Here is a 19,057-nt window from a genome sequence, read left to right as displayed (position 1 = left end):
ACTTAGGCAATCGGCTCCAGATGCTCTTCGAGCGTCTTTCTCAGGTGTTCGTGCTGGGTCGGCAGCTTCAAAGCCTCACCAAGGTGAGCCGTGTCCTCGTCGCGATCGAAACCCGGCTCGTTCGTGGCGATCTCGAACAGCACGCCGCCCGGCGTACGGAAATAGATCGCCCAGAAATAGTCGCGGTCGATCACCGGCGTGACCTGATAGCCGGTATCCATCAGCGCCTTTCTCACTTCGAGCTGCTTCTCGCGGTTGTCGACCGCAAACGCGATGTGGTGCACGGAACCGGCACCGAGACGGGCGCTCGAAATATTCGGCATCGTCTCGACATCGATGAAATCGGCCCCATTGCCGCCGGGAATGCCGAAGCGGGTGACGCCATCCTTCGCATCGATCCGCTCATAGCCCATGAACGTCAGGAGTTCGGCGGTCGAACCTTCGTCGCGAAGCCGCATCGAAGCGGAATGGAAGCCGCGGATCGCCTCGTCCGCGCCGACGCCATTGCCGGTCCAGGGCGCGCGGCCATCGTCCTTCACCTCGACCAGCGCAAAACCGTCGCCATCGGGACCGGCAAAATGCAGGCGCTTGTCGCCGAACGCCTCATCGGCCTTCATGCCATCGGCGCCGGTCTGTGCCAGCCGATCAGTCCAGTAACCGAGCGAACCCTCAGGTACGGAAAACACAGTGGTACCGACCTCGCCGGTGCCAGGGCGCCCCTGCGCGATATGCGGAAACGGAAAATAGGTCATCACCGAACCGGGCGTACCGGCCTCATCGCCGTAATAGAGATGATAGACATCCGGCGCATCGAAATTGACGGTCTTCTTCACCCGGCGCAGGCCGAGCGTATCGGTGAAGAACCGGTTGTTGGTGGAGGCACTCGCGGCCATCGACGTGACGTGGTGCAGGCCCTTGATCTGGGTAAGCATGTCAAACCCCTTGTTCCTTCGGGGCCGCCCATGCGGCCCGCTGTTCATGGGGTGATACTTGGTCGATCAGGCCGCGATTGGATAGACGGACACATCCGAACGGATTGTTCGAGAAACGTTGACGCCGAAGCGCGGACGTTCACCTATCGCGCATGTTGCGCAAAAGTGTGCAGCGGTTTTGCGACAAAGACATGCGCCAACAAACAACCGGAAGCGCGACGCGCTTCAGACGTTTTCCGGCAACTGCCAATCGATCGCATCCTTGCCGACCGATTGCAGGTATTCGTTCGTCTTGGAAAACGGCCGCGAGCCGAGAAAGCCGTTATGGGCAGACAGCGGCGACGGATGCGCCGACTTCAGCACCAGATGCCGTTCCTGATCGACGAAGGCGGCCTTCTGATGCGCATAGGAGCCCCAGAGGATGAAAACGACGCCATCGCATTCGTCGTTGACGGTGCGGATGACGGCATCGGTAAACCGCTCCCAGCCCTTGCCCTGATGCGCCGCAGCCTTGCTTTCCTCCACGGTCAGCACGCTGTTCAACAGCAGTACGCCCTGTTCGGCCCAGCTTTCGAGAAACCCGTGCCTGGCAGGCGGAATGCCGAGATCGGCCTGCATTTCCTTGTAGATATTGACGAGCGACGGCGGCGTCCTGACGCCCGGCTGGACGGAAAAGCACAAGCCATGCGCCTGGCCTGCTCCGTGATACGGGTCCTGACCGAGGATCACGACCTTCACCTCGTCGAGCGGGGTCAGGTCGAGGGCGCGAAAATATTCGGAACCCTTCGGGAAGATGCGCTTTCCGGCCTGTTTCTCTGCGACAAGAAAGCGCTTGAGATCGGCCATGTAGGGATCGGCGAACTCGCCTTCGAGCGCGAATTTCCAGCTCTCTTCCAGCTTGATCTCAGCATCCGCCATCGCATTCACCTCTTACTGAAACCGGCCGCCACGCTGGATGACTTCCGTCTTGTAGCCATCCGGGTCGGTCACGAAGAAAAACCTTGCGAACGGCTTGCCCTCATGCGGCATCTCGACGAGCTTGCCGACAGTCAGGCCGAGATCGGTGAAGCGCTTATATTCCGCCTCGATGTCCTCGACCGTCACAGCCAGATGGCCATAGCCGTTGCCGAGATCATAAGCGTCGGTGCGACCGGCATTGACCGTCAGCTCCAGCTCGAACCCGGTCTCCGGGTTCGACAGGTAGATCAGCGTGAAGCCGTCGAAAGGCACGCGGTCGGCGATCTTCAGGCCGAAAGCCTTGTCGTAGAAATCAACCGACCGCGCCTCTTCAAGCACACGGATCATCGAATGGACCAGCTTGGCCATGGGTGTTCCTCAGCTCATCACGTGGTTGGAGCGGGAATGCCAGTCCCACGCGGACTTGATGATATCGGCAAGCGTATACTGCGGCTCCCAGCCCAGCACTTCGCGCGCCTTGGTATTGTCGGCTACGAGCGACGTCGAGTCGCCCTCGCGGCGACCGACATACTCGACCGGGAACGGCTTGCCGGAGACATCGGAAATGGCGCCGAGCAACTCCTTGACGGTCGTGCCGGTACCGGTGCCGAGATTGATCTCGACCGTCTCGCCACCGGCGAGAAGATAGTCGACGGCGCGCACATGCGCGTCGGCCAGGTCGAGCACGTGGATATAATCGCGCACGCAGGTGCCGTCGCGGGTGTCGTAATCGTCACCGAAGACCTTGAACCCCTGGCGACGGCCGAGTGCTGCCTCGATGGCGAGCGGGATCGCGTGGGTTTCCGGCGTGTGCCATTCGCCGATCCGGCCCTCGAAATCGGCACCGGCAGCGTTGAAATAGCGCAGCATGACCGACTTCAGGTCCTTGTACTGGCCGTAATCCTTCAGCGCCTGCTCGATGATGAACTTGGTGCGACCGTAAGGATTGATGGGAGCCTGTTTATGCGTCTCGTCCATCGGAACGCGGTCGGGCAGGCCATAGGTGGCGCAGGTCGAGGAGAAGACGAAGGCTTTCACGCCCGCATCCATCGCCGCCGACATCAGGGTCAGCGCGCCGATCACGTTGTTGTCGTAGAAACCGACCGGGTTCTTCACCGACTCACCGACCTCGATCAGCGCCGCGAAATGCAGCACGGCGTCGGGCTTGTGCTTGGCGAACACTTCGTCGAGACGGGCGCGGTCGCGGATATCGCCCTCTTCAAGCTCGCCCCAGCGGACGAATTCCGCATGTCCGTTGGAAAGATTGTCGAAAACGACCGGCTCGTAGCCTCTCTCCGCCAGCACCAGGCATGTGTGAGACCCGATATAGCCGGCTCCGCCGACGACAAGCACTTTCTTCTTCGACATCATGTCCTCAGAGGTTGTTGAAGTCGGCGGCAATATAGCTGCCGATGATCAAATGGGAAGGGCGAATGCTGCGGATGCGAAACAGCTAAAAATCGCAGGGGCGGCTTGCCGAGATGCGTTGACTCTTTAAATGAATTGGCGGCAATAAAACTTGTCCCTATTTTTCAGGATTTCGTCCTAGGCCTTTTGATGCGCTATGTTTTTCTCTGTCTCGGCTGGCTGTTCGTTGCCCTCGGCGTGATCGGGGCGTTTTTGCCCGTTCTGCCGACGACGCCATTCCTGCTTCTGGCGGTCGCTTGTTTCGCGCGCTCCTCGCCCAAGCTCGAGAGATGGCTGATGGAGCACAAGACATTCGGCCCGTCATTGCGCGACTGGCGCGAGCGCGGCGCGATCTCGAAGCGGGCGAAGATCATGGCGATTTCGCTGATGGCGGTGAGCTATGCCGGGTTCTGGTTCGGCTCGCACCCCGCGCCGTGGCTGGCGGCGCTCGTCGCCGCACTGATGATCGGCCCCGCCATATTCATGCTGACGCGGCCGAGTTCCTGATCCTCAGCGGTGCCGCGCTTATCTGTGCCGAGATTGCGGCAGCACGTAAGGCACATGCGCGGCCGGCACGCGCCCGACGGCCCCGGCAATGCCGTAGACCGAGGCGATCATCTCGTCGCTCACCGTCTCGTGGCATGGTCCTTCCGCGACAACCCGGCCGTGATTAAGCACGACCAGATGATCGGCAAATTCCGCCGCAAGATTGAGGTCGTGCAGGATGGCGAGAACCATGCCCCCGGCCGACGCAAAGTCGCGCGCCGTCTCCAGCACGGAAATCTGATGGCCGAGATCGAGGCTCGCGGTCGGTTCGTCGAGGAACAGCGCCCGCGGCACACCGTCGGCGACCGCCTGCGGCACCTGCGCCAGCGCGCGGGCAAACTGTACCCGCTGCTGCTCGCCTCCCGACATCGACGGATAGGGCCGGCTTTCGAAACCGCGCAGACCGACGCGGGCAAGCGCCCGGCGTCCTTCCTCGCTCGGGTTCAGCGCCCCTTGCGCCACGGCACCCATGCGGGCGATTTCGAGCGCGGTGAAGGGAAAGGCGAGCTGCGTCGCCTGTGGCAGCACCGCCCGGCGCCTGGCAAGATCGGCCGGCTGGCAAAGCTCGACGCCCATGCCGTAATAGGAGACGCGCCCCTGATCCGGCTTCATCTCGCCAGAAAGAACCTTCATCAGCGTCGATTTTCCGGCACCGTTCGGGCCGATGACGACGGTGAACTTTCCCGGCTCAAGCCCGATCGAGATATCGTCTATCAGCCTTCGCCCGGAACGGATGACAGTGGCATTCTCGGCCTTGATCAGCGCGTTGTTCATGGCAGGTCGCGCGCTCCGATGCCGTTCTTGCCGATCAGCAGAAACAGGAAGACCGGCGCGCCGAACAGCGCCGTAACGACGCCGATCGGCAATTCGGCCGGTGCGGTCACGGTGCGTGCCACGCTGTCGGCGATCAGAAGCAGCGCCCCGCCGCCGAGTGCCGAACCCGGCAGCAGGAACCGGTGCGACGGCCCCATGGCAAGCCTCAGGAGATGCGGCACGACGATGCCGACGAAACCGATCGCGCCGGCGACCGCAACTGTCGAGCCGCAGGCGGCGGCGACCGCCACGATGACGATCCGCTTCAGCCTCTGCACCGGAATGCCCATGTGGAAGGCCGCCGCATCGCCGAGGATCAGCGCATCGAGACCACGTGCGACGAAGGGAATGACGGCCAGCACGACGAGTATGAAGGGCAGGATGGCAAGCACCCGCCCGTAGGTCGCGCCACCAAGCGAGCCGAGGCTCCAGAAGGTGATGTCGCGCAGCTGCCGGTCGTCTGCGCTGACGATCAGGAGGCCCATCAGCGCCCCGACCAGCGCACCGAGCGCGATGCCGCAGAGGATCAGCGCCGTCGTCGAGGTGCGCCCGTCGCGGGTGGCGATCACATAAAGCAGCCAGGTGATGACAAGACCGCCGAAGAAGGACATCAGCGGCAGGAACTGGTTGCCGAGCAGGATGGCCACCGGCGCCAGCACGCCGCCGCCGAGCACAATGGCAGACACGGCTGCAAGCCCCGCCCCCGACGTCACCCCGACAATGCCGGGATCGGCAAGCGGATTGCGGAAAAGGCCCTGCATCATGGCGCCTGAGACGGCGAGCCCCGCCCCGACCAAAAGGCCGAGCGCGGTGCGCGGCAGGCGCACGGCTTCCAGGATAACGCGCTCCTGCGTCGTAAGAGCGTCGCCATTGCCGGAGAGGTAGGCGAAGAGATCGGCAAGACCGACACCGGTCGGGCCGACATGCAGCGAGATCAGACAGGCGGCGGCCAGCAGCAGGACCAGAAGGCCGAGCACCAGCACGCCCTGCGACGTGCGGTCGCCTTCACCGCTGCGCCCGAACGGCATGGCGAGCGTCCGCATCAGTTGATCGCGCCCGGATAGATCGCCGATGCCAGCGCCCGTGCGGCTTCCGGCGTACGCGGACCGAAGCCGAGCAGCATCAGGCCGTCCATCGAGACGAGCGCCTTGTTGGCGGCGGCCGGTGTCGTTTGCATCGAAGGCAGCGCGAACATCTCTTCCGGCGTGATCGAATGGTCGCCGCGCGACATGGTGAGGATGACGTCCGGTGCTGCGGCAATCACCGCCTCGTCCGACAGCGGCTTGTAACCGGTGATCGTCGGCGCGGCATTGACGCCACCGGCCATCTCGATGATCGCGCCGGCCTCGGTGTCGGCACCGCCGGCCATCAGCCGGCCGTTGGAAACGGAAAGGACGAAAAGAACCTTCTTCTTCTCCCCGGCAATTTTCGCGACATCGGCGGCGACAGCCTTGAGGCCTTCCTCGGTCTTCGCCGCCAGTGCCTCGGCCTTGTCGGACAAGCCGACAGCGGCACCGACGTCACGGATCTTCTGACCTATCTTGCCCGCGTCCGGTGGTGTCGCAACGACCACCATCGGCACTTCGCTGGCTTTCAGGATCTCCAGCACCGGCGGCGGGCCGGAGCCTTCCTCCATCAGGATCAGGTCCGGCTTCTGGCCGAGAATACCTTCCGCCGAGAGCGCCCGCATATAGCCGACATCCGGCTTCGAATTGGCATCCGCCGGATAGAAGCTGGTGGAATCGCGCGCCGCGATACGATCCTGCGCGCCGAGATCGTAGAGGATTTCGGTGATCGTGCCGCCGACGGAGACGATGCGCTGCGCTTGCATGTTGCCGGTCTCGGCGGCAGAAGCCGCGCCCGTCAGCACTGCGACAGAAACGGCGGCGGCAGCGAAAACGCGCCCGAACGAGGAAGAGGAAGCCATGGTGATCCACCCTTTTTCATTGCGGCACCCATGCCGACCGCGATCGCGGGACGATGCTGCAGAACCCGATAACTTGAGTTGACTACGCAAGTTTTTTTGGCTTTTCAAGGGGCCGACCGGCAGATAACTTGACCGGCGAATGAAACTTAAGTGAGGAATGTTTTCATGTATATCGCGATGAACCGTTTTCGCGTCGTGCCGGGCTATGAGGAGGCTTTCGAGGCCGTGTGGCGCGATCGCCAGGGCCGCCTTGCGGAACTGCCGGGCTATATCGAGTTTCACATGCTGAAAGGCCCGAAGGCCGAGGATCACTCGCTCTACGCGTCCCACACCGTCTGGGAGACGTTCGAACACTTCAAGGCATGGACGACGTCTGAACAGTTCCGTGCGGCACACGCCAATGCCGGCAACAACCGCGGCAAGGTGGAATACCTCTCCGGCCCGCATTTCGAGGGTTTCGAGGTGATCATCCATGAAGACAAGAACGGCGTGCGCGCTGCCGATGCGGCCTGAGGTATGTCCATGAACGCAGTCACCGAAATTGCCCCTGACCGCCGCGAGCGGGCGCTTGCCGCACTGGCTGAAAAGCCCGACGGCATCGTCGAGTCGATCGCCGCCAATGCCGATGTCACGCCGGCGGAAATCCTTGAAATCCTGCCGGAAGGCTCGGCTGTCATCGCGCCGAAAGAAAGCTTTCTCGACATCTGGAACGAGCTGACCACCTGGGGTGTCGTGCTCTTCCTCGTCCATACGGACGATGTCGTGGCAGAGATCGACGGCGAACTGCCGGTGGGGTCCGAAGGTCATGGCTGGTTCAACATCCATGGCGACAGCCCGATCGGCGGCCACATCAAGAAGGACAACTGCGCCTCGATCACCTTCGTCGACCGTGCCTTCCACGGCCGCCGCTCCTGTTCGGTGTGGTTCATGAACGCCAAGGGCGCACCGATGTTCAAGGTCTTCGTCAAACGCGACGAGCAACGCGAGCTGCTGGCCGAACAGCTGGCGAAGTTCGAGGGTCTGCGCGCCCGCTACGCCTAATCGAAACAGGAGGCGGACCAGCACGGCCCGCCTCTTTCGCGGCCCGGCTCAACCGGGCACGGCAATCTAATGCTGGGCGACATGCTCCGGCTTGCCCGCGTGCTTGGTCGACGCGAAGTCTTCCAGCTGTTTCTCGCTCATCGACTTCTCCATCTCCTTGGAAGCCCCCTTCAGGTCCTTCTTCTTGATGTCTCCGCGCTTGGCCGCGAGTGCGGCGCCTGCGGCCTTCTGTTGTGCCCTGGATTTTGCCGGCAAGACGGTCTCCTTCCTTGATGTCTCCCGGTCAAACCGACCGCCGTCGGCTTTCGTTCCCGTAGACAGACCCGGAACCTCTGACGCCGCGACGGGTTGTCCATTGCCAGGCAGCGCGAGAACCGTTGCCGCCATCTTTTGAAGGAGACGCACCATGAGTGAGACATCCGGCAAGTTGAACGATATCGACCGCGAGCAGCGCAACACCATCAATCCGGAAGCCCTCAAGGAAGCGGCGCGGCTTGGTAACAAGGATACGTATCTGGTCGAGACCGATCTGGAAGACGCGGATCAGCGCGAGGACGGCGATCAGCCAGATGGTCGGGCAAGCCCCATGGCCAATGCCGACAATCAGGAAAAACCCTGAACGTTCAAGCCAGTAGAAGCGGAACCGGACGTAGCCTCCCGCTGCTACCCTGCGCAGATGACATTCGAAGAAGATCCAGGAGAAGATCCATGAATGCCGACGTAAACACGGCGCAGACCTTGAAGACCAAGAAGGCTGCGGTTCCCGCCGACGGCAGCCACGAGACCCATGCGCATCCGGTCGATGCCATGCCGGGCATGGAGGTGATGGCCGCGCCGACGCTTGCCGACCCGGAGGCGGAAGCCTTCGTCTCGCAGGCGCTGGAGGATCTGGTCGCATGCCACATCCCCTTTCTGCTCGCCGGCACATTTGCGATCAGCGCCTATACCGGCATCAGCCGCCCGACCAAGGATCTCGACATCTTCTGCAAGGCCGGCGACTACACCCGCATTCTCGCCCATTTCAAGGAAAAGGATTACGAGATCGAGGTGGAGGACGACCGCTGGCTCGGCAAGATCAAGAAGGGCCACCATTTCTGCGACGTCATCTTCGCCGCCTCAAACGGCACGATGCCGATCAGTGACAGCTGGTTCGAAAACGCCCGTCAGATCGAGATGAACGGCCACAAGGTGCGTATCATCGCCCCGACGGAGCTGATCTGGTCGAAATGCTTCGTCCAGCTGCGCCATCGCTATGACGGCGGCGATATCGTCCACATGATCCTGCGGGCGCATGCCGAGATCGATTGGCAGAAACTGCTCAATTACATGGAAGTGCATTGGGAAGTGCTGCTGATCCACCTCCTCAACTTCCGCTGGATCTACCCGACCGAGCGCGACAAGGTACCCGACTGGCTGCTCGACGAGTTGCTCGACCGGCTGAAAGCGCAGCGAGAACTGCCGCTGCCGCAGATGAAGATCTGCCGCGGCCGCATGTTCAGCCGCGTCGATTTCGAGATCGACGTGAAGGAATGGGGCTTTGCCGATGTCGGCGGCGAAGGCGACCTGCGCGAAGGCGTCGACGAGGAACAGAGACAGGGAGGCCCGGTGTGACGAAGGCACCCGCAAAGACGGCAAACGGAACGGCAGAAAAAAAGGCGAACGGCACCCAGCGCATCGCGGCGGTTGGCGATCTCCATGTCAAGGAGCACGGCTCCGTCTCCTACAAGGACCTCTTCACGGAGATTTCCCAGGAGGCCGACATCCTCGTCCTGACCGGCGACCTGACCGACCTCGGCAAGCCTGCGGAAGCGGAGCTTCTGGCCGCCGACCTGCGCTCCTGTTCGATCCCGATCGTCGGCGTGCTCGGCAATCATGATTACGAATGCGGCCATGTCGACGAGGTGAAGGCGATCATCAAGGACGCCGGCGTGCATCTGCTGGAAGGCTCGGCGACCGAGATCAACGGCATTGGCTTTGCGGGTGTGAAGGGCTTTGCCGGCGGCTTCGGCCGCTACATGCTCGGCTCCTTCGGCGAACCGGCGATCAAGGCGATGGTGGCGGAAAGCATCGAGGAAACGATGCGGCTCGAAAATGCGCTGCGGCAGGTCAAGTCCGAACGGGCCATGGTCGTGCTGCACTACGCGCCGATCCAGCAGACGGTCGAGGGCGAGCCGCCGGAAATCTTTCCCTTCCTCGGCTCGTCGCGGCTGGCCGAGACGATCGACCGGTTTCCGGTCAAGGCAGTGGTCCACGGCCACGCCCATCGCGGCACCTACGAAGGCCGAACGCCCGGCGGCGCCCCGGTCTATAACGTCGCCTCGCATATCGAGAAGCCGACGGGCAAGGCCTATGCCTTGCTGGAGATGTGACGGCGATCAGTACGGCTCTGCCCCTCCCCCTCTCCCTCGCAAGCGGCCGAGATATCAAGCAAATCTCACTCTGGCCCGCCGGGGTGGAACCACCGGTCTCCACCCGCGCTTCGCGCCCCCCACAAGGGGGAGAGGAGAAGCGGTAATCGCCTGCCTCAATCGAGGGCACCTACGGTGAGGCTGGGTTAAGCCCTCCCCCTTGTGGGGAGGATTGGGACTATGGGGGCTTTTCCTTTTTGCCCCCATAGTCCCAATCCCGCGCAACGGCTCCAGGCCCAAACCGGATCTACACCGAAAATTCTCCCTCCCCACCCAACCCGAAATTCTCCTTCCCTCACCTCGCCCGATGGAACCCGAAGCCCCTTCGTCCGTTTGCCGGTCTCGTTTACCAGCGAGGGACCCGATTGCATGACGGACGTTTTGCCCGCCGAGGAGTTTCGTGTTTTCCCGAAGACCTGGGGAGCAGAATACGTCGCCTTGGGAGAAGTCCGCTTCCGCCTGTGGGCACCGGGCCACGAGACCGTGACGCTGCGCCTCGATGGTGACGACACCGAAATGAGCGCAAGCGGCGATGGCTGGTTCGAGCTGCTGGCCACGGGCATATCTGCGGGAACCGAATACAATTTCGTTCTCGAAGATGGCACCGTTGTTCCCGACCCTGCCTCCCGCGCCCAGAAGGAAGGCGTCGACGGTCCATCCCTCGTCATCGATCCGACAAGCTACGACTGGCAGGACACCGCATGGACAGGCCGGCCCTGGGAAGAGGCCGTCATCTACGAACTTCACGTCGGCACCTTCACCCCGGAAGGCACGTTCCGCGCCGCGATCGAAAAACTGCCGCATCTCGCCGACCTCGGCATCACGATGATCGAGGTCATGCCGCTTGCCCAATTCGGCGGCAAGCGCGGCTGGGGCTATGACGGCGTGCTTCTGTATGCACCGCATGCCGCCTATGGCCCGCCGGAGGATTTCAAGGCCTTCGTCGATGCCGCCCATGGGCATGGCCTGTCGGTCGTGCTCGATATCGTGCTCAATCACTTTGGCCCCGAGGGCAATTACCTGCCGCTTCTGGCACCGGATTTCTTCCACAAGGAGCGGGTGACGCCCTGGGGCGCCGGCATCGCCTATGATGTCGATGCCGCCCGCGCCTATATCTCGGATGCGCCGCTTTACTGGCTGGAGGAATTCCACCTCGACGGTCTGCGTTTCGACGCGATCGACCAGATCGAAGACACCTCGGACAAGCACATACTCGTCAAGATCGCCGAGCGCATCCGCGCTGAAATCACCGATCGGCCGATCCACCTGACGACCGAGGACTGCCGCAACGTCACTGTCCTGCACGAGCGTGCCGAGGATGGCTCGACACCGCTCTATACCGGCGAATGGAACGACGATTTTCACAATGCAGTCCACGTGTTCGCCACCGGCGAGACGCATGCCTATTATCAGGACTTTGCCGAGCAGCCGGAAAGGCTGGTAGCCCGCTGCCTGGCGCAGGGCTTTGCCTATCAGGGCGAGACCTCTCCGCAGACGGGCGAAAAGCGCGGTGTCGACAGCACCGGCCAGCCGCCGGCGGCCTTTGTCGACTTCATCCAGAACCATGACCAGACGGGCAATAGAGCGCAGGGCGAGCGGCTGATTTCGCTGGCCGGCGCAACCCGCACCAGACTGCTGCTCGCCACGCTTCTGCTCTCGCCGCATATCCCGCTTCTTTTCATGGGTGAGGAATATGGCGAGGCCAACCCGTTCCTGTTCTTCACCGACTTCCATGGCGATCTGGCCAAGGCCGTGCGCGAAGGCCGGGCGCGGGAATTCGAGGGCCATGCCGGCCATGGCGAAAAGGTACCCGACCCGAACGCCGGAAAGACATTCGAGGCCTCGAAACTCGACTGGCAAAAGAGCGACACTACGCAAGGCCGCGACTGGCTGGCCTTCATCAGCGAGCTTCTGACGCTGCGGCATGAACTGATCGTGCCGCTGCTGAAGACTGCTCCCGGCGGCACCGGCAGCGTGATCGACACGGATGAAGGCTTTCTCGCCGTCTCCTGGGATTTCCCCAAGGGCCGCTATGGCATCGCACTCAATATCGGTGAGACGGCGCGGCCGCTGCCGGCCCTGCCCGGAACGCCGATCTTTGCCGTGCCGAAAAAGGATCATCCCGAACGGCTGGCCGAACTTCCCCCCAATTCCTTCCTTCTCTCGTTTGAAAAGGCATGAGCCGCCGCATGATCCCGACCGCGACCTACCGCATTCAGTTCCGCAACGGCATGACCTTCGACCGCGCCGCCGATCTCGTCCCCTACCTGAAACGCCTCGGCATCAGCCATCTCTATGCCTCGCCCGTATTCACCGCCACGACCGGCTCCACCCACGGCTATGACGTGACGGACGCCAACGAGATCGACCCGGCGATCGGCGGCCGCGAAGGGTTTGACCGCATGGTCGAAAGCCTGAAGGCCGAGGGCCTCGGCCTGATCCTCGACATCGTGCCGAACCACATGGCGGCCTCGCTGGAAAATCCGTGGTGGCGCGATGTGATCGAGCACGGCGCAAAAAGCGTCTATGCCCGCCACTTCGACATCGACTGGCAGCACCGCCTCACCCTGCCCTTCCTCGGCGACACGTTCGAAAAGGTGCTGGAAGCCGGCGAGATATCGGTGAAACCCGATCCGCAAACGGGCAAGCCGGCGCTTGCCTATTACGACAGCCTTTATCCCCTCGACCCGGATACATATCTCGGCAAAGAGGATGAGATCGTCGCAACCACCGACGCCCACGCGATCGCCGCGCTGCATGACCGGCAGCCCTATCGACTGATGTCGTGGCGGGATGCCCCGCGCGAACTCTCCTACCGTCGTTTCTTCGAGATCACCGGGCTTGCCGGCGTTCGCGTCGAGGACGATCAGGTGTTTGACGATACCCACCGCCTGATCCTCGATCTCGTCCGCTCGGGCGCGGTGGACGGCTTGCGCGTCGACCATGTCGATGGCCTGGCCGATCCGAAAGCCTATCTCGAACGGCTGCGACAAGAGGCGGGACCGGATTGCTACATCACGGTGGAGAAGATCCTCGGCGAAGGCGAGGAAATTTCGCCCGACTGGCCGATCTCGGGCACGACCGGCTACGAGTTCATCGCCTCGCTCAGCAATGCGCTGGTGCATGACGGCGGCGCGAAGCGGCTGCAACACGCCTATGCCGCCATGACCGGCGCGACACCGGACATGGAAGACGAACTGCGCGCGGCAAAATTGCTGATGGCGGACAACAACTTCGCCGGAGAACTTGGCACACTCGTCAAGCTCGCTGAATCACTTTGCGAGGCAATGCCGGAAATACGCTCTGTTTCCGGCGAAAACATCCGCGCCGCCCTGCGCGAACTGCTCTCCGCCTTTCCCGTCTATCGCACCTACGGCAATCGCGACGGCATGCCGCCGCAGGGCAGGAAGATGCTGCAGGAGGTCATCGACCATGTGCGGCAGAACCGGCCTGCCGCGGATCTCGTCGCCCTGCCGCTTCTGGTGAAGATCCTGCATGGCGACGTCCCGGCCCCGCTTGCGGAAAAGGCATCGACCTTCCGCATCCGTTTCCAGCAGCTCACCGGTCCGCTGATGGCGAAATCGGTGGAGGACACGCTGTTCTTCCGCCATCACGCGATGATCGGGCTGAACGAAGTCGGAGCCGAGCCGCTGCCGCGCGACTACGGTCTCGATCGCTTCCACGCGCAGATGGCGGCGCGGCAGACACACCAGCCGGATGCGATTTCGACGACCTCGACCCACGACACCAAGCGCGGCGAAGATGCACGTGCGCGGCTTTATGCGCTGAGCGAAGCACCTGATGTGTGGGCGCAGGCCGTTGCGCGCTGGCGAGAGCTGAATGCCGCAGCAGTTCGCCCGCTCGACGATGGCCCCGCCCCCGAACCTACGGTCGAATGGATGCTCTACCAGGCGCTTCTCGGCGCCTGGCCGCATGATCTGAAGGCTGATGACGAGGCTGGCCTACAGGCGCTGGAAGAGCGTTTTCTCCCCTTCGTCGAAAAGGCGCTGCGCGAAGCCAAGCTGCGGACCAACTGGAGCGACGTGCAGCCGGATTACGAACAGGCGGTGCAGAATTATGCCCGCCACCTCCTGTCTCCGCAGAACCGCGTGTTTCTCGCCGATTTCAGCGAGACGATCCGCCCGTTCATGCTCGCCGGCAGTATCAACAGTCTGACCCAGACGCTGATCAAGCTCGCCGCACCGGGCGTGCCGGATATCTATCAGGGCAGCGAGACGAGCGATCTGTCGCTCGTCGATCCCGACAACCGGCGGGAACCGGATTTCAACGCCTTGGCAGACAATACCCTGGAGGAAGAGGCGATCGACGCGACGGATGATACGACATGGCTCGACGGTCGGCTCAAGCAGGCAGTGATCGCACGGCTTCTGGAACTGCGCCGCGGCCTGCCCGATCTCTTCCGGTCGGGAGACTATCTGCCGCTGCAGGCAACCGGGACCGCGTCGGAAAACCTCATCGCGTTCGCTCGCCAGCATGACGGCAAGGCACTGCTGGTCATCCTGCCTCGACTGGCCCTGCAGACATCAGATGGCGCAACGCCGCTGGCGGATCGGGACTGGCAGGATACGTCACTGACGCTCGCACCTCCGCTTGCCGGGCGGCGTTACCGAAACCTGTTCGATGATCGCGAGATCGAAACCACCGAGCACCCGGCAATTGCCGACCTGCTCGGCGATCGCCCCTTCGCCGTGCTTCTCAGCGGGTGACGGCGGCGACCGCCGAAACCGGACAAGAGAAAACCGCCGGGTCGCAAGACCGAGCGGTTTTGTTCAAAGCCCCGGAAATTGTCGCGTTCGATCAGCCGATGCCGAGAAACGAGAGAATGGCGAGGACGATGACAACGGCTCCAACGAGCCAGATGATGCTGTTCATGGCGCTCTCCTGAAAATTGATGGATCCGCAGTGATGACGCTTCGCTCAGGCAAAACCGACGAGGTTGAGAACCGCAACCACGATCACCACTGCCCCTACCAACCAAACGATGCTGTTCATGATGTTCTCCTTTGCATGTCGCAAAAGTGAACGGTCGCAACCGCAAAAGGTTCCAGCCGGAAAAGCGGGAAAACAGAGGTTTTTTGCCGGGGCCGGAGACGGCCCAGGTCAGGAGCCGCGCTTGAGGCCGGAGCCGCGATCCAGCTTGCCCTGCTCGGCCTTGTAGAAGAACTGGCTTGCCACCAGCCACCCCTTGAGCGGTCGCAGCGGCAGGATGCAGGTCAGAAGCAGGAAAGGCAGCGAGACCACGAGATGAACCCAGAAAGCCGGCTGGAAGGCGACTTCCAGCCAGACGGCCAGCGCCACGCTCGGCACACAGGCAAAGCAGATGACGAAGAAGGCCGGGCCATCGGCGGGATCGGCAAAGCCGTAGTCGAGGCCGCAGACCTCACAGCTCGGCTTCATCGTCAGAAACCCGTCGAACAGATGCCCCTGTCCGCAGCGCGGGCAATGCCCGCGGATACCGGTCTGGTAAGGCGAAAGTGGCGGCCATTGTGCATCATGTCCCATGGGTCCGGCTTTCTCTCGAATGTGATCTTTAGAGATGCCTAACGCCGAACCTTGGCAATCATCAAGGCAACAAACTGAAGCGCGTCAATCTGCCTCGGGCAGCGGATGCCGGTGGACAGCCGTCGCCGAAAGCCGCGAATCAGCCCTGCATCTCAATCCCACATGCGCTCTCGCCTGACGAAACGATCGATGATCTTGAGGCTGCGATCCGGCTCGATCACATAGGTTTCATGCACTTCTCGGCCATACTGGTCGATGAACTGGTGGGATAGCGTGCTGCCGATCGGCGACCGGGTGAGCCGTGTGCGCGTCTGGCCGCGATAGGTGATGCTGCCGGGTATGGGTTCCAGTCCCGCCCGCTCGTTGAGCGAGAAGCTGGCGGTGGTGGCCGAGGCCGTGCAGCCGGCCAGTGCGAGTGCGGCGATCGTCAAAGCAATGGCGGATTTCATCACATCATCCTTGCGCCTTGAAGGATCGTGGCTGCGATCCTTCGTCAATTGAGATGCTGAGGAGATAGGGCTGTGGCACAAATTCCGCTACCCTTGCCGGCAATATCGGCTACACCTTTGCCAGTCTCTTCGCATTTCGGGATTTTCTCATGACCAGACCCTTTTCCAGCATGTCCATTGCCGAGCTTTCGCTGTTGATCCATTCCGGCAAGGCAAATCCCGTCGAGATCGCGGCCGCGGTTTTCGATGCGATCGACAGCCATGAGGACAAGGCCGTCTTCACCGCGCTGACAAAGGAGCGCGCCATGGCGGAAGCGCAGGCATCGGCCACACGCATTGCCGAGGGTCGGTCGCTCGGCCTTCTGGATGGCATCCCGATCGCCTGGAAGGACCTGTTCGACCTCAAGGGCATGGCGACCACGGCAGGCTCCACGGTGCTGTCGAAAGCGGAACCCGCCGCCGCTGACGCGCCGGTCGTCGATCTGGTGCGCCAGGCCGGCATGGTCGCGATCGGCCGTACCAACATGAGCGAGTTTGCCTTTTCCGGCATCGGCATCAACCCGCATTACGACACCCCGCACAATCCCAGAAGCACCGATGTGCCGCGTGTCCCCGGCGGCTCCTCCTCCGGTTCGGCGGTTGCCGTGGCCGCAGGCCTCGTGCCGGTGGCGATCGGCACCGATACCGGCGGCTCGATCCGTATCCCGGCTGCCTTGAACGGCATCGTCGGCTACAAGGCGAGCCGCGGCCGCTATGCGATGGACGGCGTCTTCCCGCTCGCCAAAAGCCTCGATTGCCTAGGCCCCCTCACCCGCACCGTACAGGACGCGATCTGGGTCGATGCCGCCATGCGCGGCGCAACCCGCCCCGAGATTCTGCGCGGCACGGACAAGCCGCTCCATATCGTCATCCCGGAAAACGGCGTCTTCGATGGCGCGGAAGAAGGTGTCGTTAAAGCCTTCGCGGCGGCTGTCGCGCGGCTCGAAAAGGAAGGCGCGCGTATCGAACGGCTTCGCATTCCCGCCTTCGAGGCAATCGGCGAACTGGTCAAGGCACGCGGCGCGCTGGTGACGGCGGAAGCCTTCGCGCTTCACCGCGAACGCCTGAACGGGCCGGAGGCCGACGGCATCGACCCGCGCGTCGTCGCCCGCATCCGTCTTGGCGGCAATATCGCGACCGCCGACTATATCGAGATGCTCGAGATCCGCCGAAAGCTGACAAAGGAGACCGAGGACCTGCTCGCCGGTCGCCTCGTCGCCATGCCGACCGTTGCCCATGTGGCACCGGCGATCGAGCCGCTCATCGGCGACGACGACCTGTTCTTCGCCACCAATGGCAAGACGCTGCGCAACACCGGCTTCGGCAATTTCCTCGACTGGTGCGGCGTCTCCATCCCCTGCGGCACCGGCGATGCCGGCATGCCTGTCGGCTTTCTTCTTTCCGGCATCGCCGGTGACGACGACAAGCTCCTGTCCGCCTCGCTGCGCTACGAGGACGTCATCCGCGGATGAAGCCACGTTACAACGCGTAGCATTGATTGAAGGAACGTAGGCTCGGCTCATGGTGTTTCCCTTTCGGAAGGAGTTACCATGACCACGACAACATACCCGCGTTCCTACACCCCCGCTGAACTTCGCGAGCGATACGGCCTCGACGAACCGGAGGCGGAGAGATTGATCGCCCGCTTCGGTGCATCGAAGAGCGAACTCGACCGACTGCTGCAGGCGCGCGGACGCAGCCAGCGGCACAATCAGCGTGAGATGATAACGCCGGCGTCGGAAGCCGCCTTCGGCATTCGCTAGCGCCCCCTTAAAATCGGAACAGGCCGGCGTCGCATCCTCTGATGCGGCGACCGCATCCATGACACCGCTTGTCGCGCCTGTTGCGCCACGAGACTGGCCCTATTCCATTTTTGTTGTGCCCCATTTTGCCGCGACGGGTTAGAAACCGTCGCAACAAGCAACTGATGACCGGTGGGCAGACAAGATGACCGAAGAAAACCGCCTTCGCCTGCGCGACCTCGGCCTTGCACCGGGCCACTACGAGCCCGGCCCGCTGAATGCCATCACCGATGTGGACGGTGTCGCGGTCGGCCATGTGACGTTGGTCGAGGGCGAGCGTACCCGCACCGGCGTAACCGCCATCATCCCCCATTCCGGCAATCTGTTTCAGGACAAGCTCCCCGCAGCGCTTGCCGTCTTCAACGGTTTCGGCAAATTCGCCGGCTCGACGCAGATTGAGGAATTGGGCGAAATCGAAACGCCCATCCTGCTCACCAACACACTGGCCGTCGGCCGCGCCATCGAGGCGATCAACACCTATACGATCAGCCAGCCCGGCAATGAGCGCGTCGTCTCGCTCAACGCCGTCGTCGGCGAAACCAACGATTCGCGCCTTAACGACATCCGCGCCGCCCGTCCGACGGTGGAGGAGATGCGGTCGGCACTTGCCGGCGCCAAAACCGGCCCAGTCTCAGAAGGTGCAGTCGGCGCCGGCGCCGGCACGGTCGCCTTCGGCATGAAAGGCGGCATAGGCACCAGTTCGCGGAAGGTTACGATTGCCGGCGAGACCTACACGCTCGGGGTCCTCGTCCAGTCCAACTATGGCGGCAAGCTCTCGGTTGTCGGAAAGCCCTATGAAGCGGAAGGCCCACATGACGCCCCGCACGATAAGGACGGCTCGATCGTCATGATCGTCGCCACCGACGTGCCGCTCTGTGCCCGCAACCTGAAGCGCCTTGCCGAACGCTGTTTCGGCGGCCTTGCCCGCACCGGCGCGGCGCTGAGCAACGGCTCCGGCGACTACGCGCTTGCCTTCTCCACCAACGAAGCCGTGCGCCGCACGCCGGCGCGCCGCGAGGCGATCACTTCCTATCCGGTCCTCTCCAACGATGTCGTCTCGCCGCTCTTTGAAGCGGTGATCGAGGCGAGCGAGGAGGCGATCCTCAATTCCATGACGATGGCGAGAACGACGCACGGCTACAATGCCGGCACGGATAAGCCATCGACCATCCACGCGATTTCGCTCGACGCCATCAAGCGTCGCTGACCCACG

At 62.8% G+C, this 19,057-nt stretch carries 21 protein-coding genes; 11 read left to right on the top strand and 10 right to left on the bottom strand.

All coding sequences use genetic code 11. The features are described from left to right. Window positions 1-2: 2 nt before the first annotated feature. The 4 genes from AC0JZ4_RS10595 to galE all read right to left on the bottom strand — a co-directional run bounded on the left by AC0JZ4_RS10595 (window position 3) and on the right by galE (window position 3,257). Window positions 3-932 carry a VOC family protein gene (locus AC0JZ4_RS10595; protein WP_471886339.1) on the bottom strand — a complete coding sequence of 310 codons (930 nt, stop codon included), beginning with the start codon at window positions 930-932 and terminating at the stop codon, window positions 3-5. A gap of 225 nt (window positions 933-1,157) precedes the next feature. Continuing rightward, on the bottom strand, window positions 1,158-1,850 hold the full coding sequence (ung, locus tag AC0JZ4_RS10590) for a uracil-DNA glycosylase (RefSeq protein WP_471886338.1): 693 nt from the start codon (window positions 1,848-1,850) through the stop codon (window positions 1,158-1,160). A gap of 12 nt (window positions 1,851-1,862) precedes the next feature. Further along, window positions 1,863-2,258, bottom strand: coding sequence for a VOC family protein (locus AC0JZ4_RS10585; RefSeq protein WP_471886337.1), 396 nt, complete (start codon window positions 2,256-2,258; stop codon window positions 1,863-1,865). Between the two features lie 9 nt (window positions 2,259-2,267). Then, complete coding sequence (galE, locus tag AC0JZ4_RS10580; RefSeq protein ID WP_471886336.1) at window positions 2,268-3,257, bottom strand: UDP-glucose 4-epimerase GalE; 990 nt, start codon at window positions 3,255-3,257, stop codon at window positions 2,268-2,270. Window positions 3,258-3,446: 189 nt separating this feature from the next. Here galE and AC0JZ4_RS10575 point away from each other — a divergent pair, with 189 nt between their 5' ends. Then, window positions 3,447-3,803, top strand: a complete 357-nt coding sequence (locus tag AC0JZ4_RS10575; protein ID WP_471886335.1) for a YbaN family protein — start codon at window positions 3,447-3,449, stop codon at window positions 3,801-3,803. A gap of 18 nt (window positions 3,804-3,821) precedes the next feature. Here the strand turns inward: AC0JZ4_RS10575 and AC0JZ4_RS10570 are convergent, their stop codons facing one another. The 3 genes from AC0JZ4_RS10570 to AC0JZ4_RS10560 are packed head-to-tail and all read right to left on the bottom strand — an operon-like array spanning window position 3,822 to window position 6,582. After that, window positions 3,822-4,604, bottom strand: a complete 783-nt coding sequence (locus tag AC0JZ4_RS10570) for a heme ABC transporter ATP-binding protein (protein WP_471887858.1) — start codon at window positions 4,602-4,604, stop codon at window positions 3,822-3,824. An 8-nt stretch (window positions 4,605-4,612) separates the two neighbouring features. Then, window positions 4,613-5,698 (bottom strand): FecCD family ABC transporter permease, encoded by a 1,086-nt coding sequence (locus tag AC0JZ4_RS10565; RefSeq protein ID WP_471886334.1) that lies wholly within the window; start codon window positions 5,696-5,698, stop codon window positions 4,613-4,615. Continuing rightward, window positions 5,698-6,582, bottom strand: coding sequence for a heme/hemin ABC transporter substrate-binding protein (locus tag AC0JZ4_RS10560; protein ID WP_471886333.1), 885 nt, complete (start codon window positions 6,580-6,582; stop codon window positions 5,698-5,700). Before AC0JZ4_RS10560 ends, AC0JZ4_RS10565 begins: the two co-directional genes overlap by 1 nt. A gap of 165 nt (window positions 6,583-6,747) precedes the next feature. On the opposite strand from AC0JZ4_RS10560, the gene hmuQ reads away from it, so the two are divergent. Further along, window positions 6,748-7,095 (top strand): heme-degrading protein HmuQ, encoded by a 348-nt coding sequence (gene hmuQ, locus AC0JZ4_RS10555; RefSeq protein ID WP_471886332.1) that lies wholly within the window; start codon window positions 6,748-6,750, stop codon window positions 7,093-7,095. Between the two features lie 3 nt (window positions 7,096-7,098). Continuing rightward, window positions 7,099-7,623: a heme utilization cystosolic carrier protein HutX gene (gene hutX, locus AC0JZ4_RS10550; protein ID WP_471886331.1), complete on the top strand. Its 525-nt coding sequence runs from the start codon at window positions 7,099-7,101 to the stop codon at window positions 7,621-7,623. A 66-nt stretch (window positions 7,624-7,689) separates the two neighbouring features. Here the strand turns inward: hutX and AC0JZ4_RS10545 are convergent, their stop codons facing one another. Continuing rightward, window positions 7,690-7,878 carry a DUF3008 family protein gene (locus tag AC0JZ4_RS10545; RefSeq protein ID WP_471886330.1) on the bottom strand — a complete coding sequence of 63 codons (189 nt, stop codon included), beginning with the start codon at window positions 7,876-7,878 and terminating at the stop codon, window positions 7,690-7,692. A 151-nt stretch (window positions 7,879-8,029) separates the two neighbouring features. On the opposite strand from AC0JZ4_RS10545, the gene AC0JZ4_RS10540 reads away from it, so the two are divergent. From AC0JZ4_RS10540 to treY, 5 genes are all read left to right on the top strand, one after another. Further along, entirely contained in the window at window positions 8,030-8,242 is a 213-nt protein-coding gene (locus AC0JZ4_RS10540) for a hypothetical protein (RefSeq protein ID WP_471886329.1), read from the top strand. A 197-nt stretch (window positions 8,243-8,439) separates the two neighbouring features. Next, window positions 8,440-9,234 carry a nucleotidyltransferase family protein gene (locus AC0JZ4_RS10535; protein ID WP_471887857.1) on the top strand — a complete coding sequence of 265 codons (795 nt, stop codon included), beginning with the start codon at window positions 8,440-8,442 and terminating at the stop codon, window positions 9,232-9,234. A 62-nt stretch (window positions 9,235-9,296) separates the two neighbouring features. After that, entirely contained in the window at window positions 9,297-9,992 is a 696-nt protein-coding gene (locus tag AC0JZ4_RS10530) for a metallophosphoesterase family protein (RefSeq protein WP_471887856.1), read from the top strand. Window positions 9,993-10,400: 408 nt separating this feature from the next. Beyond that, window positions 10,401-12,212 (top strand): malto-oligosyltrehalose trehalohydrolase, encoded by a 1,812-nt coding sequence (gene treZ / locus AC0JZ4_RS10525; RefSeq protein ID WP_471886328.1) that lies wholly within the window; start codon window positions 10,401-10,403, stop codon window positions 12,210-12,212. 8 nt (window positions 12,213-12,220) lie between these two features. Continuing rightward, the gene (treY, locus tag AC0JZ4_RS10520; RefSeq protein WP_471886327.1) at window positions 12,221-14,758 is read left to right on the top strand and encodes a malto-oligosyltrehalose synthase; all 2,538 of its coding nucleotides are present in this window, start codon (window positions 12,221-12,223) and stop codon (window positions 14,756-14,758) included. A 394-nt stretch (window positions 14,759-15,152) separates the two neighbouring features. On the opposite strand, the gene AC0JZ4_RS10515 is transcribed toward treY, so the two are convergent. Together AC0JZ4_RS10515 and AC0JZ4_RS10510 are read right to left on the bottom strand one after the other, a co-directional pair. Next, window positions 15,153-15,554: a DUF983 domain-containing protein gene (locus AC0JZ4_RS10515; protein WP_471886326.1), complete on the bottom strand. Its 402-nt coding sequence runs from the start codon at window positions 15,552-15,554 to the stop codon at window positions 15,153-15,155. Between the two features lie 152 nt (window positions 15,555-15,706). Continuing rightward, window positions 15,707-16,003, bottom strand: coding sequence for a hypothetical protein (locus AC0JZ4_RS10510; RefSeq protein ID WP_471886325.1), 297 nt, complete (start codon window positions 16,001-16,003; stop codon window positions 15,707-15,709). A gap of 149 nt (window positions 16,004-16,152) precedes the next feature. Between AC0JZ4_RS10510 and AC0JZ4_RS10505 the strand changes: the two genes are divergently transcribed. The 3 genes from AC0JZ4_RS10505 (at window position 16,153) to AC0JZ4_RS10495 (ending at window position 19,051) form a co-directional block, all read left to right on the top strand. Beyond that, a complete protein-coding gene (locus AC0JZ4_RS10505; protein ID WP_471886324.1) occupies window positions 16,153-17,514 on the top strand; it encodes an amidase in 1,362 nt (453 codons plus the stop codon). Between the two features lie 78 nt (window positions 17,515-17,592). Beyond that, window positions 17,593-17,805: a hypothetical protein gene (locus tag AC0JZ4_RS10500; protein ID WP_471886323.1), complete on the top strand. Its 213-nt coding sequence runs from the start codon at window positions 17,593-17,595 to the stop codon at window positions 17,803-17,805. Window positions 17,806-17,989: 184 nt separating this feature from the next. Then, window positions 17,990-19,051, top strand: a complete 1,062-nt coding sequence (locus AC0JZ4_RS10495) for a DmpA family aminopeptidase (protein ID WP_471886322.1) — start codon at window positions 17,990-17,992, stop codon at window positions 19,049-19,051. Window positions 19,052-19,057: the final 6 nt, after the last annotated feature.

Source organism: [Rhizobium] kunmingense (genome assembly GCF_977018605.1).
This window is presented reverse-complemented; position numbering and strand designations above follow the sequence as displayed.

Excerpts from the sequence above, each read along its gene's own strand:
- AC0JZ4_RS10575 (WP_471886335.1), top strand. The coding sequence starts at position 3,447 with ATGCGCTATGTTTTTCTCTGTCTCGGCTGGCTGTTCGTTGCCCTCGGC.
- treZ (WP_471886328.1), top strand. The coding sequence starts at position 10,401 with ATGACGGACGTTTTGCCCGCCGAGGAGTTTCGTGTTTTCCCGAAGACC.
- hutX (WP_471886331.1), top strand. The coding sequence starts at position 7,099 with ATGTCCATGAACGCAGTCACCGAAATTGCCCCTGACCGCCGCGAGCGG.
- galE (WP_471886336.1), bottom strand. The coding sequence starts at position 3,257 with ATGTCGAAGAAGAAAGTGCTTGTCGTCGGCGGAGCCGGCTATATCGGG.
- AC0JZ4_RS10560 (WP_471886333.1), bottom strand. The coding sequence starts at position 6,582 with ATGGCTTCCTCTTCCTCGTTCGGGCGCGTTTTCGCTGCCGCCGCCGTT.
- AC0JZ4_RS10505 (WP_471886324.1), top strand. The coding sequence starts at position 16,153 with ATGACCAGACCCTTTTCCAGCATGTCCATTGCCGAGCTTTCGCTGTTG.
- AC0JZ4_RS10595 (WP_471886339.1), bottom strand. The coding sequence starts at position 932 with ATGCTTACCCAGATCAAGGGCCTGCACCACGTCACGTCGATGGCCGCG.
- AC0JZ4_RS10515 (WP_471886326.1), bottom strand. The coding sequence starts at position 15,554 with ATGGGACATGATGCACAATGGCCGCCACTTTCGCCTTACCAGACCGGT.
- AC0JZ4_RS10510 (WP_471886325.1), bottom strand. The coding sequence starts at position 16,003 with ATGAAATCCGCCATTGCTTTGACGATCGCCGCACTCGCACTGGCCGGC.
- AC0JZ4_RS10495 (WP_471886322.1), top strand. The coding sequence starts at position 17,990 with ATGACCGAAGAAAACCGCCTTCGCCTGCGCGACCTCGGCCTTGCACCG.
- ung (WP_471886338.1), bottom strand. The coding sequence starts at position 1,850 with ATGGCGGATGCTGAGATCAAGCTGGAAGAGAGCTGGAAATTCGCGCTC.
- AC0JZ4_RS10565 (WP_471886334.1), bottom strand. The coding sequence starts at position 5,698 with ATGCGGACGCTCGCCATGCCGTTCGGGCGCAGCGGTGAAGGCGACCGC.
- AC0JZ4_RS10585 (WP_471886337.1), bottom strand. The coding sequence starts at position 2,258 with ATGGCCAAGCTGGTCCATTCGATGATCCGTGTGCTTGAAGAGGCGCGG.
- hmuQ (WP_471886332.1), top strand. The coding sequence starts at position 6,748 with ATGTATATCGCGATGAACCGTTTTCGCGTCGTGCCGGGCTATGAGGAG.
- AC0JZ4_RS10535 (WP_471887857.1), top strand. The coding sequence starts at position 8,440 with ATGGAGGTGATGGCCGCGCCGACGCTTGCCGACCCGGAGGCGGAAGCC.
- AC0JZ4_RS10500 (WP_471886323.1), top strand. The coding sequence starts at position 17,593 with ATGACCACGACAACATACCCGCGTTCCTACACCCCCGCTGAACTTCGC.
- AC0JZ4_RS10540 (WP_471886329.1), top strand. The coding sequence starts at position 8,030 with ATGAGTGAGACATCCGGCAAGTTGAACGATATCGACCGCGAGCAGCGC.
- treY (WP_471886327.1), top strand. The coding sequence starts at position 12,221 with ATGATCCCGACCGCGACCTACCGCATTCAGTTCCGCAACGGCATGACC.